The sequence below is a fragment of the Cyanobium sp. WKJ7-Wakatipu genome (assembly GCF_024345355.1).
Taxonomy (GTDB): Bacteria; Cyanobacteriota; Cyanobacteriia; order PCC-6307; family Cyanobiaceae; genus Cyanobium_A; species Cyanobium_A usitatum.
The window spans coordinates 67,041-87,472 of the sequence record NZ_JAGQAY010000006.1 but is presented as its reverse complement, the minus strand read 5'-3'; the positions used below and the strand labels follow the sequence as shown (position 1 = coordinate 87,472).

Sequence of the window (20,432 nt, the reverse complement as noted above, 5' to 3'; positions counted from 1 at the left end):
CTGCATCGGTCTTGGCGTATGCAATGACCCGTCGTGGGCAGGGTGAACCACCGGCAGATGCCACCATCACTGGCTGGCTGCGCAGTCGGCCCGAACGCTTGGCCTGGGCTGTGAGCAATCGGCCGGCCGAAGCAATGGCCCTAGGGCTGATCGATCGCCCCATCCCACGGGTGCTCTGCGATCTGCGCCACTCCAGCCTGCCGCTGGACCCACGGTCACAAACCGCCGTGAGGATGTGCCTGGCCTTGAGTGGTGTCACCAGACAGGAGGTTGAGACGGCCCTGGCTGATCGCGCTCACCTGCTGCAAACGGTGCTCGGGCTGCTGGAGGCAGAGCAATGAAGGCGGGTGACTTGGTGATGCTCGACCTGGGCCCACAGCACCCTGCCCAGCTCCGTCGTGCCGTGCCAAAGATGGCCGTGGTGGTGAATGTCGATCTGCCTTGGATCGAGGTCAGACCTACAGGTGAGCAGCGGCCACCAGTTGAGACATATTTTGTCCCCGCCAATGAGGTGAGACTTCATGCCGATTGACTTCGATGAGCTGCGGCGGCACCGGCAGTTACATGCACTGCACGGTTATCGAATGGGTCACGATGATGCCTATGCGGCTGAGCATCGGCGCCGGCAGAAAGCTGATCGGCAGCTACGCGAAGCAAAGGAAGCCAAGGTGAAATGGCTGCTGTCTGTATCGCCAGAAGTAGGCGATCAGGTCGTTATCTGCCTGCCTGACAGCAAGCACGATGGAGCAACTGGCACGGTCAAGGCGATCCGCATCGATCACGCCTGCGCTCAAGTGCTGGCCACCATCGACCTGAAGCCCAGAGCCCGCACAACGGCCTTGCCGGCCTGGGCCAGACGGCAACGGGGATACAACCCTCAGCCGCATGGCGTAGTCACCCTGGCGCCGTTGGTGCAGCGCATTGAATCAATCAGCGTCCTGCATCTCCGACCGGCTCAGGTATCGTCAGAACAGCTGGCGGCGCTGGCTGAAAACCAAACAGTGCCCCAAGAATGCGACAGCCTTCCAACGCTGATGGAACCGGCCAATTCCTGACGAATGCCGGCCGTATCCCCCTGCTACGGCCTGATGAAGAGCTGCACCTAGGCAAACGGGTGCAGGCCTTAATGCAGCTGCTAGAGGCCAATCCAGACGGCCCCTACACCCCAGCAGAACACCGGGCACTTAAAACCGGCCGTCGTGCGAAGGAACGCATGATCGCTGCCAACCTCCGCATGGTTGTGAGCCTGGCAAAGAAGTACACCCAGCGCGGGGCAATGGTTGGTATGTCTCTCGATGATCTGATTCAAGAAGGTTGCATCGGGCTGACCCGTGGCGTTGAAAAGTTCGATCCCACCCGTGGCTACAAGTTTTCAACGTATTCGTACTGGTGGATTCGCCAGGGAATTGCCCGTTCCTTGGGTCGAGGCCTGATCTCCCTGCCAATCCATGTGTCAGACGCATTAAATCGAGTTGCTGCTGCCCGCAGGGCCCTAGCGCTAGAAGGCATCGAGCGCCCGACCTTTGAGCAGCTGGAGCAGCGGACTGCATTAACCGCCCCCGTACTGCGGACAGCGCTGGAGCATGGCTACCAAGCGCGGGTGGTGGCCAGCCTCGATGCCCAGATGAAAGAAGACGGTTCAACGCTGCTGGAGACGATTGCAGGAGAGAGTGAAGATCACCTCACCCGAACAGCGTTATGGGATGTGGCCGAGCAGCTGAAGGCGCTGCTACCTGACGAGATGGCCCTTTGTGAGTTGAGGCATGTCGAGGGCGAGACCTTCAACTCGATCAGCTCGGTGATCGGCGGCGTTAGCCGGGCCGGTGCCAAGGTTCAAGTGGAGGCAGCGCAGAAACGGCTCCGTCGTGTGGCTGGTGAAGGTGTCCTGGAGCTGCTGGCCTGTTAGGCCTGGCGGTAAATCGGCGTGATCGGGGCACCACCACGGCCCACCCTTACCTCCGTCAGCAGTTCATTCAGCACCGCTCGCATCTCATCAGGCTCCGCTAGCTCAAAGGTGCCGGCCTCCTTGAACAGCTCCGTGTAAAGCGCTAGCTGCTCTGGGTCGATCCCTACCTGTGGCCGCTCCAATCCCTTCAGCTCAGCGGCAATCTCCGCTACGGCAAGCTCTGCCGACTTGCGGTGAGGGTTGCGCATCAGGTGCGCCTGTGCGGCCTCTAGCTCGACCAGCAAGGGCGCTCGCCTGGGATCTGCATCGCCTGGCCCCAATGCCACCTCCGCTAGCCGTGCTGCCTGCTCACGGCAATGCCCGATCGCCAGGCTCAGCACCGTTGCCTCTTTCACCCCTGCGCGGTTCTTGCACAGCCGGTAACGGCAACGCCACCATGCTGTCCCCGCGCTGGTGTTTCTGGTGAGGCGATGGCTACAGCCATGGCACTTCAACAACCCCGTCAAGGCGTGTCTTGGCTCCCCGCCGCCAGGGCTATTGACTTCAAAGCGGTTTTTCGTTTGCCGTAGCCGGATCGACAGGTGCTGCCAATCGGCCTCACTGATCAGGGCGGCGTGTTGGTCGTAATAAATCTCATCCCATTTGGAGCCCCATGATTTGCCGCTGCTCGGATCGTGGAGGTGAGGGACATGGCCTCTGATGACGGGATTCACCCACCAGGCGATCAGGTTCGATGCTGCTGGCGTCCATGGGCACCAGCTGGGCAGCTCTCTTGCCACACGGCTGAAGCTGCGGTGACGCTCCAGTTCTTCGATCACCCGCAGCGCATGAGCCCAGTTTTCTGGATGCGGCAGGAGCTTGCCATCGTGCTGTTCGTAGCCAAACGGCACACGGCGGCGCAGTGATCGGCCCTGCTTGCGCATGGCAGCGAACTGGGTCTTTAGGCGCTGGCTCAGCATTCGCTTTTCGTGCTCGGCCACCGTGGTGAGCATCCGGCTGATCAGAAAGCCACCGGGCGTAGCCGATTCGATCTCACCACCATCGAGAGCGGTAACGGTGACGCCTTTCTCGGCGCACATGGCCAGCAGGGCGTCAGCAAACTGTGCATCCCTGCCCAGGCGGTCAACCCTGGTGATGCTGATCTGATCCACCTCGCCACGTTCAAGGCGCTTGATCAGTTCAAGAATCCCAGGTCGGTCGTTGTTGCCACCGCTGATCAGCTCTTGGATGACATCGGCGCAACCGGCATCGCGCAGCCGCGCAACCTGATGCAGCAGGGCATCTGCCTGCTCATCTTTGCTGGCACGGGCGTAGCCGAGGTGCATGGGGCAGTTGCTGACCTACCCATCATGCCGTAGCGTTGCGCCATGCGCACCTAGTCTAAGGAATAGGTGTCGGCCATCGGAACGGGAGCTGAGAATCAGCACAAACGTTGCAGGAGCCTAGAAAAGAACCTCCGACTCGCCACCCCCCTGGCCAGCAGGCTCAGCCAGCGCCGCCGGCAGGTCGAACGGGCAGCTCGCCAGTGGGGCCTTATTCGGTAGCAACCACTACCATTGCCATGGGTGTATGTGATCAGTGTGGCCGCAAAGCCGTGAGCGCTCCATGGACCGCATGCAAGCGCTCTACGCGAGGGCCGAACGGGACGGCTCCGTGTCCACCGCAAGCCTGCGCCATCACCTGCTTGCCAGCGGCCTGCAGGCCGACGACAGCCGGCTAGCGCAAACGTTTCAACAGCTCAACAGGCTCGGCGATGGGCCCCTGAGCCTCGAGGCCTTTTCCGCCCTGGTGGGGCCCGAGCTGCTGATGGTGTCGCGCGCACTTCACCAGCAGCTGGTAATTCCGGAATGGCAGGACTTCCTCCAGGACATTGACTACCTCTTCCAACGGGTGTCAGCCAACCGCGGTGGCGCCAACGCCGATTACATTCCGATCCTGAGGGATGCAGACCCCGAGCGCTGGGGTGTTGCGATCTGTTCTGTAGACGGACAGCGCCTGGCCCTCGGCGATGTGGATGTCCACCACTCGATCCAGTCGGTATCGAAGCCGATCACCTACGCCTACGCCCTCAGCCGGGAAGGCCCCGAGTTCACCAACCGGCACGTGGGGGTGGAACCCTCCGGGCTTCCCTTCAATGACCTCAGCCTGCTGCCAGACCACAGGCCCTTCAACCCGAACGTGAATGCCGGCGCCATCATGATGGCCGGCCTGGTGGCCTCCGGGTTTCCTGAACTTGATGCCCGGGAAATCACAGGCCAGCTGATGGAACTGCTGGCGGAGTTGTGCGGCCACTGTGGACCGGTTCGCTTCAGTGAAATCACGATGGAGTCGGAGCGGGCCACGGCCAATACGAACTTCGCCATCGCCTATCTGCTGCAGGGCGGCATTGGCCTGCCCCGGGGCATGGATCTCCACAAGATGCTGGATGTCTACTTCTCCTGTTGCAGCATCGAGATGACCGCCCGGATGCTGTCGGTGGCAGCCGCCACCCTGGCCAATGGGGGCGTCTGCCCGATCACGGGACGCCAGGTGCTCTCCACTGAGATTGTGAAGCGCACCATGGCGATCATGCAGACCTCGGGCCTGTACGACAACGCCGGCGTGTTCACCCTGGAGGTGGGGCTGCCGGCCAAATCGGGCGTGGCTGGATCGGTGCTGGTGGTGGCTCCCAACCTGCTCGGCCTGGCGACCTTCTCACCACGGCTCGATGCCTACGGCAATTCAGTGCGGGGCATTGCCCTCTGCAAGCAACTGGGGGAGCGCTTCCACCTGCACATTTACGACAACCTCTCGGGAGGCAACTCAGGGGGCAAGCGCGACCCGCGCGCTTCCCGCCAACGCAAGAACCAGGACCTCTCCGATCTGCGCTGGGGAATCGTGTATGGCGACACCAAAGCGCTGCTGGTGCGGGATCTAATCCTTAACTGCATCGTGGACATCAGCCTCGCCGATGGAGAGCTGGAGGCCTCCGAGCTGACGGTGATGGAAAGGATCTATCAAGAGCTGATGGAAACCCCAGCCGAGCCCGGCGCCTTCGAAGCCCTGGCCAAGGCCCGCAGCCTGCCGGATCAGCAGCCCGCCGCCCCCTTCGAACGCTTGATTGCAGAACTGGCCGAGCAGCGCAACCTCATCGACGACAAAGCCCGCCGGATCATTCTTGAAACCGCCTTTCGGGTGGCCTGCGCCGATGGAATGATCGAAGCGCAAGAGCAGGAGCAACTGCACGCCATCGCCGGGGCGCTGGGCATCAACGAGGAGGTTGTGCAGCTCGAAATCAACGCCTTTGAGCGTGCCCACCAGCGGGGCGAAACCTAGGCTGGGGTGCAGCGTGCAGCGCCCATGCCCCTCTCCCCCCAACTCGCCCCTTTCGCCTGGTCGTTGCTGCTGGCAGCTGGCGTGGTGGTATTCAGCATTGTGCCCCTGGGCGCCGCCCGCTCCAAGGCCAATTTCCAGATGGCCGACCTGGGCGCCCCGCGGGCGATGTTTGAGCGGCTGCCGGCCTGGGGCAAGCGAGCGGCCTGGGCCCACCAAAACTGCTTTGAATCCTTCACCCTGCACGCGCCCGCTGCCCTGCTGTGCCTGGTGGTTGGTGTCACCAGCCCGGTAGCCATCGCCGCGGCCTGGATCCATCCCCTGCTGCGCCTGGCCTACATCGGCATGTACGTAGGCAACGTGCCCCCGCTGCGAGGCCTCTGCTGGGCAGGCGCCCTCACCTGCAGCGGTTTGCTCTACGTCGAAGGCCTTAAAGCGCTGCTGGGCTCCTAAGGCCAAAGATTTAATCGAAAAACATCACACTCACCACCTTGCCCATGTCCTCTGCGACCCGGCAGCTGGCTAGCAAGGTTTCACTGTCGTGGAAGGCGTAACAAATCAGCTGATCGCAACGACTGATGATGTCTTGGTTGCAGAGGCTGCTTGCCATCGGCAGGGGCAGCTCATCGTGCTCTGGCTTCTCCACCAGATGCAGCACTCGCTCCAATTGATCGCGAGACTCTCCGGGTTGGCGATCAAGGCTCTGGGGCAAAAGCACGGTAAGCCTGGCCGGATCAATCTCCAGCACGCTGCGAATCACCGCCGCGTTAACGCCCTGGGATCCAGAGGTAATCAGATTGTGACCCTCCTGGGCCAGGGAGCGGGCCACTAATTCGACCAGATGGATCGAAACCACGGGCACATGGCGACTACCCAAAATTGCAATCCGACGCTTGCTGCGGTCCTGGAGCATCGCCAGTTCCTGGGCCAGGGTGTCGATACGATCAATCGACGGAAGATCAAGGGACCGCGACACCAATAGCCACCTGTCAGTCCTTTGAAACTAGCAGCGTTATTTCATTAATGCGGGCAACTGCAACCGAGCAAACAGGCGCTCGAAATTGCAATGCTCTTCCACCAGCCGGAAGGCAAAGCTTGCCTTCACCACTTCGTGCAGACGCACATGACCAAAGGCCTGCTCAATCACTTCCACCGTAGTGAGGGTGTCGTGCTCCACCTTGAGCAGGGGCACTTCGAGCTCCTCGGCCCGGTTGAGCAGCTGGGGCAGCGGGTCTCCAGCACCCGTGAGAATCAGGCACTGGGTTGATGCCTCCAGGGCTGCCAGCTGAATATCGGTGCGATCAGCGCCAGTCACCACCGCCATGTTGCGGCGGCGCCGGAAAAACTCCATTGCCGAGTTGACGTTCATGGCGCCAATCGAGAGGGTTTCCACCAGGAGATCGAGCCGTTCCGGGCAGCACAGCACCTGGGCACCTAGCCGCAGGGCTAGCTCCTCCACCGTGACACTGCGCAGCAGCGGGCTCTGGGGCATGACGCCAAGCACCGGCAAACCAAGGCGCTCCAGGGCAGGTACCACTTCGGCGCACAGCTGGGCCACAAGCCCCGGCTTGACCGCATTGAGCACCACCCCCGCCAGATGCTCACCCAACTCGGCCTGAGCCGCCAGGAGCGGGTCGATGCTGCAGCTATCGATCCAGGGATGGACCAGCAACACCGATGCCTCCAAGCCCCGGGCCAGCTGGGCCAGGCTGAGGCCGTAAAGCAATCCCTCATGCAGGCTGCCGGCAGCTTCCAGCAGGGTGAGCCCGTCGCTGGCGGCGGCCAGCTGCTGACGCAGCTGCTCAAAACCCGAGCCGGGATCCAAGTCACCCTGCAGCAGCCGCCGCTCTGCCGTGGCCGGATCGAGCACATGCAGGGAGGGAATCAGGTTCGCTTCCGGAAGCCCCAGGGTGGCGCCGATGAAACGCACATCGGCATCCAGCAGAGGCGCCTGGCTGGCAGCATCCACCGGGCTATCGAGGCTGGTGGCTAGGGGCTTGCCAAAACGCACCGGTACCCCTTGACGAGCCAGCTGGCGGGCCAGGCCAAGCACCACCGCCGATTTGCCACTGAAGGATTCGCAGGAGCCGATCAGCAAGGTGGGGGCCATCGGTCAACCTCGCTTGGGGGTGTCTTGAAGCGAAATTTAGGCGGCGCTGCCCACTGCTTCGGTAGCAAGGGGCGGCTGACCCAGCAACAGCCACTGCCAGAAACTCGCCGGCAACTGCTCCCCCTCCCGATCCATCAACCACTGCACCAGCTGGTGGCAGGGCAACTCAAAGCTGTACTTCACCTCTGGTAAATCAGGAAAAGTCAAATCGCAGTGGAGAATTTCCTGGGGTGCCGTTTCACCACTCCAGCTCAGCCGCAGCATGTGGCTACGCCCCCCCTGCAGCAGGCGCTTACCGGCCCAATCGCCCGCCAGCAGGACCGCCAAAGCACTCTCTAAAGGCATCAGCCGCCCTAACCCCCCGCAGTAAGGAGCAAATAGGGGCACTAGCGGCGCAACAGTATCAGGGATCATGCCAGTGGGCATCAAGGCGGCGTATACGTCATCTATTTACGGCCATGCTGACGCGTCAGCCGCCGTTTATGCCAGGCAGATGACCAATTTTGATGGATGCCGGATCGCGGTTACCGGTGCGAGCGGCAGCCTGGGTGGGGCTCTGCTCCAGGAGCTAGCCCAGCAGGGCGCCTCGCTGGTAGCCCTCACCAGCAGCAGCGAACCCCTGCTCCTGCTGGATCCTGCTGGCACAGCGATTCCCCTAGAGCAGGTCTGCTGGCAATGCGGCCAGGAGCAGGAGCTACGTGGGCTACTGGAGCGGGTAGACATCCTGGTGCTGAACCACGGCATCAACCAGCAACAGCTCCGCAGCCGCTCTGCCACGGCGCTTGCCCTGGAGGTGAATGCCCTTAGCAGCTGGCGGCTGCTGGAGCTGTTTGCCGAGGTGGTGCAACAAAGCCACCGCCCAGAGCGGCCCAAGCCCGAGGTGTGGATCAACACCTCGGAGGCGGAGATCCAGCCAGCCCTCAGCCCTCTCTATGAATTGAGCAAACGACTGCTAGGCAGTTTGGTGAGCCTGCGTGCCCTGGATCTCTCTGGTGCCAGCGGGCCCCTGCGCATCCGCAGGCTGGTGCTGGGGCCATTCCGCTCAAGCCTCAACCCAATCGGGGGAATGGGGCCGGGATTCGTGGCCAATCAGGTAATTGCCCAGGCCCGATTAGGGCTCAGCCTGATCATCGTGACCCCAAACCCCCTCACCTATGTGTTGATGCCCCTAAGCACCCTGGCGCGTTGGGGCTACTTCAAGCTGCTGACGCGGCCAAGCCCCGGCCAGCCCTAGAAATCGCGGTCGGTGAGGATTTCGCAACCGTCGCTGGTTACGGCGATGGTGTGCTCCCACTGGGCCGACCAGCTGCCATCAACGGTCACCACGGTCCAGCGATCCTTGAGGGTGCGGCAGGCCTTGCTGCCGGCGTTGAGGATCGGCTCCACTGCCAGGGTCATGCCCGGGCGCAGCTTCATGTTGGGCAGATCTCGGGTGCGGAAGTTGAACACCGAGGGCTCCTCGTGCAGATTGCGGCCCACTCCATGGCCCGTGTAGTCCTCCACCACCGCAAAACCGTGGGCCTCGACGTGATCTTGGACCGCTCCAGCGATGTCGAGCAAGGTGTTGCCCGCCTTGATCTGGCGCAGCCCTTGCATCAGCGATTCCTGGGCCACCCGGCAGAGGGTCTGGGCCTCCTCGGTGGCGCCTTCACCTACACAAAGGCTGACGCAGCTATCGCCGTGATAGCCGTCGAAGTAGGCACCGGTGTCGATCTTCACCAGGTCGCCGGCCTGAATAACCCGTTTGCTGTTCGGGATGCCGTGAACTACTTCGTTGTTGATTGAGGCGCAAATGCTGGCCGGGAAACCGTGATACCCCTTGAAACTGGGAGTAGCCCCCATCTCGCGGATGCGCTTCTCGGCATGGCGATCGAGGTCGCCGGTGCTCATGCCGGGGGCAGCCAGCTCCAGAATTTCGCGCAGCACCGTGGCCACAATCCGGCTGGCCTTGCGCATGGTGTCGATCTCGCGGGCCGACTTGATCTCAACGCCGCGACGCCCCTTCTGGATGCGTGGACCGGTTTCAACGGTGGGGGAGGCAACCGCCGCGCCCTTAGTGCTGGCAAGTAGGTCGGCAAACAAATTCATGCAATGACCCACCGGCAGCTATCCGGCAGCGATGTAGGGCAGAACTGAAAGCTACCAATGGGACTGGACCGCTGTGGCAAAGCCGGGATAGCAATTGGGGCACCACGAGCCGGTACACTGGATCTTTGGCCAGGCGTAGCGGAGCTGAGATGGCAACGGAGTCGACAGAAAATCAAGCAGCTGATCAGGTGGTAGATGCCACCGAGAGCACGGCCGCTCCTGCGGCCACCGCGAGCACTGCAGCTCCTGCGGCCACCGCGGTGCAAGAAAAACCGGCCGCCACAAAGGCCAAAACCGGCAAACTCAGCGCCCAAGAGCTGATCCGGGCCTTTGAGGCAGAGCAACTTAAAGACGAGCTGCCCGACATTTACGTCGGCGACACCGTCAAGGTGGGTGTGCGCATCCGCGAAGGCAATAAGGAGCGTGTGCAGCCCTATGAGGGCGTGGTGATCGCTAAGCGCCATGGCGGCCTAAACGAGACCATCACGGTGCGCCGGATCTTCCAGGGCATTGGCGTGGAGCGGGTCTTCATGCTTCACAGTCCTCAAGTTGCCTCCGTCAATGTGGAGCGCCGGGGTAAGGTGCGTCGGGCGAAGCTCTTCTACTTGCGCGACCGGGTGGGTAAAGCCACGCGCGTCAAGCAACGCTTCGACCGCTGAGGTTGCCAACGCAACGTCAGCCTGCCGTCTTGGGATTCCTCTAAACAGCTGGCTGATTAGCTGCGGTCTCCTATTTACGGGGCATCGGCCATGCGCCGTTAGTTCAGTTGGTAGAACGCAGGTCTCCAAAACCTGATGTCGGGGGTTCAAGTCCTCCACGGCGCGTTCGATGCCCCAATTTGCAGTTTGCTGGTTTGAGCATGGAGTTGGATTTACAACCCGGAGATGTGGTCAAGGTGCTCGAATCAGCCGCTCTGGGCTGGGTTCGAGCTCGGGTGATACGGGTGAAATCCGGTGGCAGGGTGGTTGTGCAGAGCGACCAAGGTCGTGAATTCACAGCCCGAGGCAATCAGGTTCGTTTGATTGAGCCAGCAGGGTTTAGGCCCTGAGATTCATGCGGCTTTTATGCCGATCCGCAATGCCGGTCTGCCCTAAACCAATTGGTTGACGAGCGGACCGGCCATCACGGATACTTTCAAAGTCGCCTCCGCGACACAGTTAGCCTAAAAGGCTGCCTGGGACTGTAGTTCAACCGGTTAGAGCACCGCCCTGTCACGGCGGAAGTTGCGGGTTCGAATCCCGTCAGTCCCGTTCCATTTCAATTAGGAGTTGTCCCTGTGGATGCTGCGCAGTCCGTAGCAGGGCAACCTTCTTCAGATCGCCAGGTGCGTGTTCGCCTCGCCCCGAGCCCAACGGGCACGCTGCACATAGGCACCTCCCGCACAGCAGTCTTCAACTGGCTTTATGCCCGCCGCCTGGGCGGTCAGTTTTTGCTGCGCATTGAAGACACCGATAAAGAGCGCAGCAAGCCCGAATACACCACCAACATCCTCGAAGGGCTGCAGTGGCTGGGGTTGCAATGGGATGGCGAACCCGTGATTCAGAGCGCTCGCATCAGCGAGCACCGGGCCGCCATCGAGCAACTGCTTGCCTCCGGCCACGCCTACCGCTGCTACGCCAGCGAGGCGGAACTCACCGCCATGCGGGAGCAGCAGGCGGCCAGCAAGCAGGCCCCCCGCTACGACAACCGCCACCGCGACCTAACGGCCGAGCAGCAACAGGCCTTCATCGCCGAGGGGCGCCAAGCCACCATCCGCTTCCGCATCGACGACGACGCCACGATCACCTGGAGTGACCTGGTGCGGGGCGAAATGCGCTGGGCCGGCGCCGATCTAGGTGGCGACATGGTGATAGCCCGCCGCGCCGCCGCCGACCAGATCGGCGACCCCCTCTACAACCTGGTGGTGGTGGTGGACGATGCCGCCATGGCAATCAGCCATGTGATCCGCGGCGAAGACCACATCGCCAACACCGCCAAACAGCTGCTGCTTTATCAAGCCCTTGGCGCCGAGCCCCCGGTGTTTGCCCACACCCCCCTGATCCTCAACCAGGAGGGCAAGAAGCTCTCCAAACGCGATGGCGTCACCTCGGTGAGCGACTTTCGGCAGATGGGCTACACCGCTGAAGCCCTGGCCAACTACATGACCTTGCTGGGCTGGTCGCCGCCGGAGGGGATGGGGGAGCGCTTCAGCCTGGCTGAGGCTGCGGCAGCGTTTTCCTTCGAGCGGGTCAACCGCGCCGGCGCTCGCTTCGACTGGGACAAGCTCAACTGGCTAAACGGCCAGGTGCTGCACGAGCTGGGCCCCGAGGCCCTGCGGCAGCAGCTGCTGCCCCTCTGGGCCGCCGCGGGCTGGCCGGCTGATTCCAGCGGCATCAGCGCAGATCCCGGCTGGCAGCTACAGCTATGTGAGCTGCTCGGCCCCTCCCTCACCCTGCTGGCCGACGGTGTCGACCAGGCCCGGCCGTTCTTTGCAACCCCAGCCCTCAACGAAGCTGCCAGCGCCCAGCTCGAACTCGAGGGTGCCCGCCCAGCTCTGGCAGCCCTGCTGGAGCAGTTGCCGCCGGGTGGCCTGGAGCCCGATCAGGCCCAGGCGCTGCTTGGCGAGGCCGCAACTGCCGCTGGCGTCAAGAAGGGCGTGATCATGAAGAGCCTGCGGGCAGCGCTGCTCGGCAGCCTCCAGGGCCCAGACCTACTTGCCACCTGGCTGCTGCTGCACCGATGCGGCGACGACCGCCCCCGCATCGCCCGCTGCCTCTGAGAGGCCAAGCCAGCGGGCCAGGGGGCCGGCGCTTAGGCCCTGCAGCCCCACGGTGAGCAGGATCGTCAAAAACACCAACCCCTGAAGACGGCCGGCCCCCACCACTCCCGCCTGCTCAAGCCGAATCGCAAACAGACTGGCCACCGCCGCGGTAACGATGCCTCGGGGCGCCAGCCAGCTCATCAGGGCCCGCTGGGGCAGGCTGAAATCGAGGCCCCAGGTGGCCAGGCCGATGGCCACGGGGCGCACCAGCAGCATCAAACTCAGCACACAGGCCACCCCCCCCCAGCCCAAGGGGCTGAGTTCGGCCCAGCTCACATCTGCGGCCAGGAGGGGAAAAAGCATCGTGATCGCCAGCTGGGCCAACTGACGAATCAACTCATCGAGCTCGGCGGCATCGGTATCGGGCCGGCGACCCACCACCACACCAGCAGCCACGGCCGCTGGCAGCCCCGATTCGGGCAGCAGCAACTCACAGCCACTAAACATCAGAAACAAGGTGCCCAAGGTGAGCTGGAGCCGCAGGGCCCCGGCCGGCTGGGCGGGGATGCGGCGCAGGGCTTCGGCCAGCAGCCAGCCGCAGAGCGCACCGATCGCCACACCGCCGCCGAGCCGTTGCAGCAGCCCCAGGGCCAGCTCCCGCCAGCCATGGAGGTCGCCAAGGGCCAGCTCCAAAAGCAGTAGCGCCAGCACGGCACCAATCGGCTCCAGGATCAGGCCCTCCCCCTCCAACACCTCGCCCAGGGGTGGCGCCAGGCGGATCTGCCGCACCAGGGGGGTTACCACGGTGGGGCCAGTGGCCAGCACGATGGCGCTGAACACCGCCGCCAGGGACCAGTTCAGCCCCGCCAACCAGTGGGCGGCCAGCAGGCCAGCGGCGAGTCCGAGCACCAGGCGCACCAGCACGATGCGCAGCACCGCCTGCTTGGTGGCATCACCGGGCAGGCGCAGGTTGATGCCACCGTCAAACAGCACCAGACTCACCAGCAGGCCCACCACCGTGCCCAGACCCGCACCCAGGTCGAGGGGTTCTACAAGGCCAAAGCCGGAGCGGCCGATCACCAGGCCGGCGCTGAGCAGCAGCACCACCCCAGGCAAGCCGGTGAGCCAGGCCAGGGCCTGAGCTGTGGCCCCGGCAAAAACCGTGACCCCCCAGAGCAGACCCAGCCGCTCAGGCGTCATTCATCGAGGGCGTTGAACTTGGGCTCCACATGAATGCCAATCACGCCGTTGGGTCGCACCACCAGATACTCGCCCTCCAGGTCGCCGATCGGCACATTCACGAAGGCGTCTGGGGCGGAGGCGGTAAGCACCCCTCCATACCACTGCTGAAAGGCCTCCAGGGTGGGGAAATGGACGGTTTCGGTCTGGCCGCCGCTCATATGCAGATGCACGGCGTAGCGGCGGGGGATGCGGGACATGGGGGCGCGCCAGGCAGCGAAACGGAGGTGCCCACAGGATGCCCCAGGGTCTGTTGGTTGTGCCAGGTGAGTGGCTGCAGCGCAACATCGCTGGCCAAATAGAGGGGATGGCGGGGCTGGCCGGCGGCGGTGAGACCCAGGGCCCAGAGAGCACGCCCCTGCACCAAGGCCAGCACCTCCTGATCGCGCCCCCGCCAGGCACCCTGGTTGCCCCAACCCAGCCAGAGGGTGGCTTCAGGTTGGGCCGCCAGGCGCCGCTGGATCCAGGAATCAGCCTCTGCCCCCAACGGATCAGCTAGGCGGCGCAGCACCGCCGGCGATGGGCTGATGCGCGCAAACAGGTTGAGCACCTCGAGGCTGCCGTAGCCCCAGCGCTGGGCAAAACCCACCAACCGCCGCAGGGTGGGATCGTCGCGCTGGCCATCGGCCCGCGACGGATTGAGGCCGATGAAGAGCAGCCGTGGCGCCGCGGGCTGCCACAGGCGCTCCAGCCACCAGCGGTACTGGCCGCAGGGGCTGAAGGCGGCTGCCAGCGTGGTCGCCAAGACCGGATCCGTCAAAGCTCCTAATCTGAGTCCATGGCAAGCCTGGCCGCTATTCGCACCGCACGCCGCCAGGAGCGGCTCTCCGCCCTACGCCAGGGAGCAGCCACCACAGCTGCCGCCTGGACAAACGCTGAGATTTGGCTGTTCGGCTCGCTGGCGCGCGGTGACTGGGACGCCTATTCCGACGTAGACCTGCTGGCCATCGCCCCCACCCAGGTGGCCGCAGATGCCTTGGCCGATGCGCTGCTTGAGGCACGGCTGGGCGACGACGTGCTGGCGCTGACCCATGAGCGCTGGCAGCAACTCCGGCACGGCGACGATCCCTACTGGCGGGCCATCGGCCGCGACGCCCTGCGCCTGGATCAGCCATGACTCCCCGGGTTGAAGCCTGGATCCGCCAGGCCCAAAACGATCTGGAGGCAGCGGGCCTCACGGCCGGCCAGGGGTTCCATGCCCAGGCCTGCTACCTGGCGGGTCAGGCCGCCGAAAAGGCGCTCAAGGCCCTGGTGCTGGCAGCCGGGATCACACCGCCATACAGCCACTCCCTCGAAAAGCTGGTGGAACTGCTGCAACAGCAGGGCCTAGATCTCCCTGCCCTGGCTGAGCTGCATCTCAAGGCGCTCACGCGCATGAACAGCGCCAGCCGCTACCCCCAAGGCGATGAGGCCCCGGCTGATCTCTTCGATGCCAACGACAGCACCACCGCCCTGGGCACTGCGGAGGCCGTGGTGCGGATCGCCATGACCCAACTGCAAGCCTGAGCTCTGGCAGGCTGACCCGACCCATCACCCCTGGCAGCACCGTGGCCCCTGGCACCAAGCCCCTGCTGCTGCTGATCGACGGCCACTCCCTGGCCTTCCGCAGCTTTTACGCCTTCGCTAAGGGGGGCGAAGGGGGGCTGAGCACCAAGGCGGGGGTGCCCACCAGCGTCACCTACGGCTTCTTGAAGGCCCTGCTCGACAACTGCAAAGGCCTCAAGCCCAATGGACTGGTGGTGGCCTTCGACACGGCCGAACCCACCTTCCGCCACCAGGCCGATGCGGCCTACAAGGCCCACCGGGATGTGGCGCCGGAGCACTTCTTCGCCGATCTGGCCAACCTGCAGCAGATCCTGGCCGAGAGCCTCGACATACCGCTGGCGATGGCACCGGGCTTCGAGGCCGACGACGTGCTCGGCACCCTGGCCAACCGGGCCGCCAACGCCGGCTGGCGGGTGCGGATCCTCTCGGGCGACCGCGACCTGTTCCAGTTGGTCGACGACGAGCGTGACATCGCCGTGCTCTACATGGGTGGCGGCCCCTACGCCAAAAACAGCGGCCCCAGCGAGATCCGCCGCGAGGGCGTGATCGCCAAGCTCGGCGTCACCCCCGAAGAGGTGGTCGACCTCAAGGCCCTCACCGGCGACAGCTCCGACAACATCCCGGGGGTAAAGGGCGTGGGCCCCAAGACCGCCATCAGCCTCCTCAAAGAGTTTGAACATGTGGACGGCATCTACGCGGCGCTGGATGCCCTGGAGCAGGCGGGCCCCAAGGCCAAGGACCCCAAGGGCGTGCTTAAGGGAGCCCTGATCGAAAAGCTGCGCGTCGACAAAGGCAACGCCTACCGCTCGCGCATGCTGGCCGAGATCCTGATCGACATCCCCCTACCGAGCGAGCCCCGGCTGGAGCTGGGGGCCGTGCAGGCCGAAGCCCTGGCCGGCAGCCTGGAGGAGCTGGAGCTTTACAGCCTGGTGAAACAGGTGCCCAACTTCGCCCAGCTGTTCTCGGCCGTGCCGCCGCAGCCCAGCGAGGGATCCAGCCCCGCGGGCGGCAAAGCCGTCACAGCCGCCGCCCAAACCGCCACTAGCGGCAGCCCAGAGGCGACACCCCCTGAAGAAGCCCCAGCCCTGCCGGCCCTCCAGCCCCAGCTGATCACCAGCCCCGAGGCCCTTGCTGCCCTGGTGCAGCGCCTCAACGGCTGCACAGATCTGGGCCGCCCCGTGGCCCTAGACACCGAAACCACCAGCCTCAACCCCTTCCAGGCTGAGTTGGTGGGGGTGGGCGTGGCCTGGGGAGATGGCCCGGGGGAACTGGCCTATATCCCGATCGGCCACCATCTTCCCGAGCAGCTACCAGCGCAGCAGAGCCAAGCCAGCGGGGACATCCAGGAGCTTCTGAAGATCCCTTCTGGAACCTCAACAGAAAGCGCTCCGGGAGGTTGTACAGATGTACAACCTCCTCAACAGATTCAGCAACTGCCCCTAGCTGCGGTGCTCACGGCGCTGGCCCCCTGGCTGGCCAGCGCCTCCCACCCCAAGGCCCTGCAAAACGCCAAGTACGACCGGCTGATCCTGCTGCGCCACGGCCTGCCCCTGGAGGGGGTGGTGATGGACACGATGCTGGCCGATTACCTGCGCGATGCCGGCGACAAGCACGGCCTCGATGCCCTGGCCGAGCGCAACTTCGGCTTCAGCCCCACCAGCTACAGCGCGCTGGTGCCCAAGGGCGCCAATTTCGCCGCCGTGGCGATCGACGCAGCCGCCCTCTACTGCGGCATGGATGTGCACCTCACCTGGCGCCTGGCCCAGCTGCTGCGCCGCGAGCTCAACGCCATGGGCGCTGCCCTACCCGAGCTGCTCGACCAGCTGGAGCTGCCCCTCGAGCCGGTGCTGGCCCTGATGGAGGCCACCGGCATCCGCATCGACACCGCCTACCTAGGTGAGCTCAGCGCCGAGCTCAAAATCACCCTGGATCGCCTCGAGGGCGAGGCCAAGGCCGCCGCCGGGGTGGACTTCAACCTGGCCTCCCCCAAACAGCTGGGCGAGCTGTTGTTCGACACCCTTGGGCTGGATCGCAAGAAATCGCGCAAAACCAAAACTGGTTGGAGCACCGATGCCACCGTGCTCGAGAAGCTCGAAACCGATCACCCAGTGGTGCCCCTGGTGCTGGAGCACCGCACCCTCAGCAAGCTCAAGAGCACCTACGTGGATGCCCTGCCGGCCCTGATGGAGCCGGAAACCGGGCGGGTGCACACCGATTTCAACCAGGCCGTCACCGCCACCGGGCGCCTGAGCAGCAGCAACCCCAACCTGCAGAACATCCCGATCCGCACCGAGTTTTCGCGGCGAATCCGCAAGGCCTTCCTGCCGGAAGCGGGTTGGAGCCTAATCAGCGCCGACTACTCCCAGATCGAGCTGCGCATCCTGGCCCACCTTTCTGGCGAAGCGGTGCTGGTGGAGGCCTACCGCACCGGCGACGACGTACACGCCCTCACCGCCAGGCTGCTGCTGGAGAAGGACACCGTGACCCCGGATGAACGTCGCCTGGGCAAGACGATCAACTTCGGTGTGATCTACGGCATGGGCGCCCAGCGCTTCGCCCGGGAAACGGGCGTGAGCCAGGCCGACGCCAAAGAGTTTCTGGGTAAATACAAGCAGCGCTACCCGAAGGTGTTCGCCTTCCTGGAGCTACAGGAGCGGCTTGCCCTGAGCCGGGGCTACGTGGAAACGATCATGGGCCGCCGCCGCCCCTTCCACTTCGACCCCAATGGCCTGGGCCGCCTGCGCGGCAAGGATCCCCTCGAGATCGACCTGGAGGTGGCCCGCCGCGGTGGCATGGAGGCCCAACAGTTGCGGGCTGCTGCCAACGCACCGATCCAGGGATCCAGCGCCGACATCATCAAGCTGGCGATGGTGCAGCTGCACCGGGAGCTAGAGGCGGCCCAGCTACCCGCAAGACTTTTGCTGCAGGTGCACGACGAACTGGTGCTGGAAGCGGCTCCCGAGGCCCTCGAAGCGGTGCTCACCTTGACCCGTGAAACCATGGAGCGGGCCGTGGCCCTGTCGGTGCCCCTGGTGGTGGAGACGGGCGTGGGTCCTAACTGGATGGAAGCCAAGTAACCAGCAGCTCAATGACCCTGCGCCTCACCAACACCCTCACGCGCCGCATCGAGGAATTCCAGCCGCTCGAGCCGGGCCAGGTGAGCATCTACTGCTGCGGCGTGACGGTCTACGACCTCTGCCACCTGGGCCATGCCCGCAGCTACATCGCCTGGGATGTGCTGCGCCGCTACCTCACTTGGAGCGGCTACCGGGTGACGTTTGTGCAGAACTACACCGACATCGACGACAAGATCCTGGGTCGCGCAGCGGAGGAGGGCAGCTCGATGCAGGCGGTGAGTGAGCGCAACATCGAGGCCTTCGTGACCGACATGGCCCGGCTAAACATCCTGCCGCCCGACCGTATGCCGCGGGCCACCCAAAGCCTGGACGCCATTCGCAGCCTGATCACCGAGCTGGAAGCCAAGGGGGCCGCCTACAGCGCCGATGGTGATGTCTATTTCGCCGTGATGAAGCATGCCGGCTACGGCAAGCTCTCCGGCCGCGACCTGGCTGAGCAGCAGGACAACGCCGCCGGCCGGGTAGCCACTGCAGAGGAGGCCCGCAAGCAACACCCCTTCGACTTCGCCCTCTGGAAGGGCAGTAAACCCGGCGAACCCAGCTGGGAGTCGCCCTGGGGTCCAGGCCGGCCCGGCTGGCATATCGAGTGCTCAGCGATGGTGCGCGAGGAGCTCGGCGACACGATCGACATCCACCTCGGTGGCGCCGACCTGATCTTTCCCCACCACGAAAACGAAATTGCCCAGTCGGAGGCAGCCAGCGGCCACCAGCTGGCCCGCTATTGGCTGCACAACGGCATGGTCAATGTGGGCGGCCAGAAGATGTCCAAATCCCTGGGCAACTTCACCACCATCCGCGCCCTGCTCGATTCCGGCATCACGCCGATGACATTGCGTCTGTTCACCCTCCAGGCCCACTACCGCAAGCCGCTCGACTTCAGCGCCGACGCCCTTGAGGCCGCCGCCACCGGCTGGAAGGGTCTCAACTCGGCCCTGGGCCTCGCCGCCTCCACCTCAAGCGCCGACCCTGGCGCCACCCAAGAGCTCGCCGCCGCCCGTGCGCGCTTCGCCGCCGCCATGGACGACGACCTCAACACCTCCGCCGCCCTGGCGGTGCTGTTTGAGCTGGCCAAGCCCCTGCGAGCCCTCGCCAATCGGCTGGAGCGCGGTGACAGCAGCGCCGCCGCTGAGGCCCGGGCGCCAGAGCTGGTGGAGCAAGGCCAGCTGCTGTTGGAACTGGCCGGAGTGCTTGGCCTCGAGAGCGAAACCGAAGCCATAACCAGCAGCACCAGCCCAGGCCCCAGCGACGCCGAGATCCAGGCCCAAATCGATCAGCGTCAGGCCGCTAAGGCCGCCAAGGATTTCCCTGCTGCCGACAGCATCCGCGATGGCCTGAGGGCCCAGGGCATCGAGCTGATCGACAGGCCTGGCGGCATCACTGAATGGCTGCGGGGCTGAGTGTCTCCCTCTGCAGCGCAAGCCCCTACTCAGTCCTCGCTCGGCTCGGGTGCCTGCCGGCCCTGCATCATCCGCTCGATCTTGCGAATCCGCTCCAGGGTGGTGGTCCACACCTCTTTTTGAAAGCCCGGCTCACAGCCATCCACCAGGGCCTGCAGGTCCTCTTGCCGCTCGAAGGCATCCCAGAGCTGGCGCTCGAGCTTGGCCCGGTCGATGAAGTTCCAGCGCTGCAGCCACACGGGCAGTGCCGCCATGGGAAAAGTTCAACTGGGATCAGTTAAGGAGATCCACCCCCACCAGCCCATCGCCAAAGCAACGGCTGCGCAGATGCAGCGGCTTGCCCGTGGCCGGATGCAGCAGCTGCAGACCAGCGGCATGAAGCTGCAGCCGTGGCGCCGCGGCAGGTTCGCCGTAGAGGGGGTCGCCATAGATGGGATCGCCCAGCACCGGATGGCCAAGGTCCGCCAGGTGCACCCGCAACTGGTGAGAGCGGCCGGTGCGGGGTTGCAGCAAAAGCAAACTCGCGCCCTCGAAGCGCCGCAGCACTCGCCAGCGGGTGAGGGCCGGCTTGCCCCCCTGCTCTAGCGGCACCACCCCATAGCGGGGCGGTCGAGTAGCGATTCGGGCTAGCGGCTGGTTGATTACCCCGCCCCGATCCGCAGGCAGCCCCTGCACCACGGCCAGGTAGGTCTTGCGCACGCGCCGCTCGGCGAAAGCGGCACTTAGGACCCGATGGGTGGTGGCGTCTCTGGCCAGCAGGATCAGCCCCGAGGTATCGCGATCGAGGCGGTGCACCAGCCTTGCCTCCGGCCACCGCTCCTGGGCCCTACTGATCAGGGAATCGGCCAGCTCGGGCCCAAGCCCCGGCTGGCTAAGCAGGCCCGAGGGCTTCAGCAGGGCCAGCAGCCAGGGATCGGCATAGAGCACACAACAGCCGTGATCACTTCGGGGCATCCTG

23 protein-coding genes and 2 tRNA genes are annotated in these 20,432 nt (G+C 64.5%); 15 read left to right on the top strand and 10 right to left on the bottom strand.

What is annotated here, in order from left to right; all coding sequences use genetic code 11:
• The first annotated feature begins 23 nt into the window (after positions 1 to 23).
• The 4 genes from KBY83_RS05860 to KBY83_RS05845 are packed head-to-tail and all read left to right on the top strand — an operon-like array spanning position 24 to position 1,906.
• On the top strand, positions 24 to 341 hold the full coding sequence (locus KBY83_RS05860) for a hypothetical protein (RefSeq protein ID WP_255018698.1): 318 nt from the start codon (positions 24 to 26) through the stop codon (positions 339 to 341).
• Positions 338 to 532, top strand: a complete 195-nt coding sequence (locus KBY83_RS05855; protein WP_255018697.1) for a hypothetical protein — start codon at positions 338 to 340, stop codon at positions 530 to 532. The genes KBY83_RS05860 and KBY83_RS05855 overlap by 4 nt, the downstream gene beginning before the upstream one ends.
• A complete protein-coding gene (locus KBY83_RS05850) occupies positions 522 to 1,055 on the top strand; it encodes a hypothetical protein (protein WP_255018696.1) in 534 nt (177 codons plus the stop codon). The genes KBY83_RS05855 and KBY83_RS05850 overlap by 11 nt, the downstream gene beginning before the upstream one ends.
• A complete protein-coding gene (locus KBY83_RS05845) occupies positions 1,013 to 1,906 on the top strand; it encodes a sigma-70 family RNA polymerase sigma factor (protein WP_255018695.1) in 894 nt (297 codons plus the stop codon). The genes KBY83_RS05850 and KBY83_RS05845 overlap by 43 nt, the downstream gene beginning before the upstream one ends.
• Here the strand turns inward: KBY83_RS05845 and KBY83_RS05840 are convergent.
• Positions 1,903 to 3,231: a recombinase family protein gene (locus KBY83_RS05840; protein ID WP_255018694.1), complete on the bottom strand. Its 1,329-nt coding sequence runs from the start codon at positions 3,229 to 3,231 to the stop codon at positions 1,903 to 1,905. The two genes, KBY83_RS05845 and KBY83_RS05840, sit on opposite strands and share 4 nt — an antisense overlap.
• A 280-nt stretch (positions 3,232 to 3,511) precedes the next feature.
• Between KBY83_RS05840 and glsA the strand changes: the two genes are divergently transcribed.
• Both glsA and KBY83_RS05830 read left to right on the top strand, forming a co-directional pair.
• Positions 3,512 to 5,221: a glutaminase A gene (gene glsA / locus KBY83_RS05835; protein ID WP_255018693.1), complete on the top strand. Its 1,710-nt coding sequence runs from the start codon at positions 3,512 to 3,514 to the stop codon at positions 5,219 to 5,221.
• Between the two features lie 24 nt (positions 5,222 to 5,245).
• Positions 5,246 to 5,671, top strand: a complete 426-nt coding sequence (locus KBY83_RS05830; RefSeq protein ID WP_255018692.1) for an MAPEG family protein — start codon at positions 5,246 to 5,248, stop codon at positions 5,669 to 5,671.
• A gap of 10 nt (positions 5,672 to 5,681) precedes the next feature.
• On the opposite strand, the gene KBY83_RS05825 is transcribed toward KBY83_RS05830, so the two are convergent.
• The 3 genes from KBY83_RS05825 to ebsA are packed head-to-tail and all read right to left on the bottom strand — an operon-like array spanning position 5,682 to position 7,742.
• On the bottom strand, positions 5,682 to 6,194 hold the full coding sequence (locus tag KBY83_RS05825; RefSeq protein ID WP_254931240.1) for a DNA-protecting protein DprA: 513 nt from the start codon (positions 6,192 to 6,194) through the stop codon (positions 5,682 to 5,684).
• 36 nt (positions 6,195 to 6,230) lie between these two features.
• Complete coding sequence (locus tag KBY83_RS05820) at positions 6,231 to 7,328, bottom strand: phosphotransacetylase family protein (RefSeq protein WP_255018690.1); 1,098 nt, start codon at positions 7,326 to 7,328, stop codon at positions 6,231 to 6,233.
• Positions 7,329 to 7,364: 36 nt separating this feature from the next.
• Complete coding sequence (gene ebsA / locus KBY83_RS05815; RefSeq protein ID WP_255018689.1) at positions 7,365 to 7,742, bottom strand: type IV pilus biogenesis protein EbsA; 378 nt, start codon at positions 7,740 to 7,742, stop codon at positions 7,365 to 7,367.
• 79 nt (positions 7,743 to 7,821) lie between these two features.
• Here ebsA and KBY83_RS05810 point away from each other — a divergent pair, with 79 nt between their 5' ends.
• A complete protein-coding gene (locus tag KBY83_RS05810; protein WP_255018688.1) occupies positions 7,822 to 8,562 on the top strand; it encodes an NAD-dependent epimerase/dehydratase family protein in 741 nt (246 codons plus the stop codon).
• On the opposite strand, the gene map is transcribed toward KBY83_RS05810, so the two are convergent.
• The gene (gene map / locus KBY83_RS05805; RefSeq protein ID WP_254998145.1) at positions 8,559 to 9,416 is read right to left on the bottom strand and encodes a type I methionyl aminopeptidase; all 858 of its coding nucleotides are present in this window, start codon (positions 9,414 to 9,416) and stop codon (positions 8,559 to 8,561) included. The genes KBY83_RS05810 and map overlap by 4 nt on opposite strands.
• A 149-nt stretch (positions 9,417 to 9,565) precedes the next feature.
• Between map and rplS the strand changes: the two genes are divergently transcribed.
• The 4 genes from rplS (at position 9,566) to gltX (ending at position 12,174) form a co-directional block, all read left to right on the top strand.
• The gene (gene rplS / locus KBY83_RS05800; RefSeq protein WP_255018687.1) at positions 9,566 to 10,075 is read left to right on the top strand and encodes a 50S ribosomal protein L19; all 510 of its coding nucleotides are present in this window, start codon (positions 9,566 to 9,568) and stop codon (positions 10,073 to 10,075) included.
• Positions 10,076 to 10,167: 92 nt separating this feature from the next.
• Positions 10,168 to 10,240, top strand: a tRNA-Trp gene (locus KBY83_RS05795).
• Positions 10,241 to 10,592: 352 nt separating this feature from the next.
• Positions 10,593 to 10,666: transfer RNA gene (locus KBY83_RS05790), tRNA-Asp, on the top strand.
• Between the two features lie 74 nt (positions 10,667 to 10,740).
• A complete protein-coding gene (gene gltX, locus KBY83_RS05785; RefSeq protein WP_255018686.1) occupies positions 10,741 to 12,174 on the top strand; it encodes a glutamate--tRNA ligase in 1,434 nt (477 codons plus the stop codon).
• Here gltX and KBY83_RS05780 read toward each other — a convergent pair.
• Genes KBY83_RS05780 through KBY83_RS05770 form a run of 3 tightly spaced genes read right to left on the bottom strand, consistent with a single transcriptional unit; the run spans position 12,106 to position 14,140 of the window.
• On the bottom strand, positions 12,106 to 13,356 hold the full coding sequence (locus KBY83_RS05780; protein ID WP_255018685.1) for a cation:proton antiporter: 1,251 nt from the start codon (positions 13,354 to 13,356) through the stop codon (positions 12,106 to 12,108). The two genes, gltX and KBY83_RS05780, sit on opposite strands and share 69 nt — an antisense overlap.
• The gene (locus KBY83_RS05775; RefSeq protein ID WP_254959672.1) at positions 13,353 to 13,595 is read right to left on the bottom strand and encodes a hypothetical protein; all 243 of its coding nucleotides are present in this window, start codon (positions 13,593 to 13,595) and stop codon (positions 13,353 to 13,355) included. The genes KBY83_RS05780 and KBY83_RS05775 overlap by 4 nt, the downstream gene beginning before the upstream one ends.
• On the bottom strand, positions 13,553 to 14,140 hold the full coding sequence (locus KBY83_RS05770) for a DUF1643 domain-containing protein (RefSeq protein WP_255018684.1): 588 nt from the start codon (positions 14,138 to 14,140) through the stop codon (positions 13,553 to 13,555). Before KBY83_RS05770 ends, KBY83_RS05775 begins: the two co-directional genes overlap by 43 nt.
• A 33-nt stretch (positions 14,141 to 14,173) precedes the next feature.
• On the opposite strand from KBY83_RS05770, the gene KBY83_RS05765 reads away from it, so the two are divergent.
• From KBY83_RS05765 to cysS, 4 genes are read left to right on the top strand one after another with little or no spacing between them, the layout of a single operon-like run.
• On the top strand, positions 14,174 to 14,512 hold the full coding sequence (locus KBY83_RS05765) for a nucleotidyltransferase domain-containing protein (protein WP_255018682.1): 339 nt from the start codon (positions 14,174 to 14,176) through the stop codon (positions 14,510 to 14,512).
• Positions 14,509 to 14,901: a HEPN domain-containing protein gene (locus tag KBY83_RS05760; RefSeq protein ID WP_255018681.1), complete on the top strand. Its 393-nt coding sequence runs from the start codon at positions 14,509 to 14,511 to the stop codon at positions 14,899 to 14,901. The genes KBY83_RS05765 and KBY83_RS05760 overlap by 4 nt, the downstream gene beginning before the upstream one ends.
• A gap of 41 nt (positions 14,902 to 14,942) precedes the next feature.
• Positions 14,943 to 18,017 (top strand): DNA polymerase I, encoded by a 3,075-nt coding sequence (gene polA, locus KBY83_RS05755; protein WP_255018680.1) that lies wholly within the window; start codon positions 14,943 to 14,945, stop codon positions 18,015 to 18,017.
• A gap of 11 nt (positions 18,018 to 18,028) precedes the next feature.
• On the top strand, positions 18,029 to 19,474 hold the full coding sequence (cysS, locus tag KBY83_RS05750; RefSeq protein WP_255018679.1) for a cysteine--tRNA ligase: 1,446 nt from the start codon (positions 18,029 to 18,031) through the stop codon (positions 19,472 to 19,474).
• A 29-nt stretch (positions 19,475 to 19,503) separates the two neighbouring features.
• On the opposite strand, the gene KBY83_RS05745 is transcribed toward cysS, so the two are convergent.
• Positions 19,504 to 19,728 (bottom strand): hypothetical protein, encoded by a 225-nt coding sequence (locus tag KBY83_RS05745; protein ID WP_106633117.1) that lies wholly within the window; start codon positions 19,726 to 19,728, stop codon positions 19,504 to 19,506.
• Positions 19,729 to 19,747: 19 nt separating this feature from the next.
• Complete coding sequence (locus KBY83_RS05740; RefSeq protein ID WP_255018678.1) at positions 19,748 to 20,428, bottom strand: RluA family pseudouridine synthase; 681 nt, start codon at positions 20,426 to 20,428, stop codon at positions 19,748 to 19,750.
• Positions 20,429 to 20,432 lie beyond the last annotated feature (4 nt).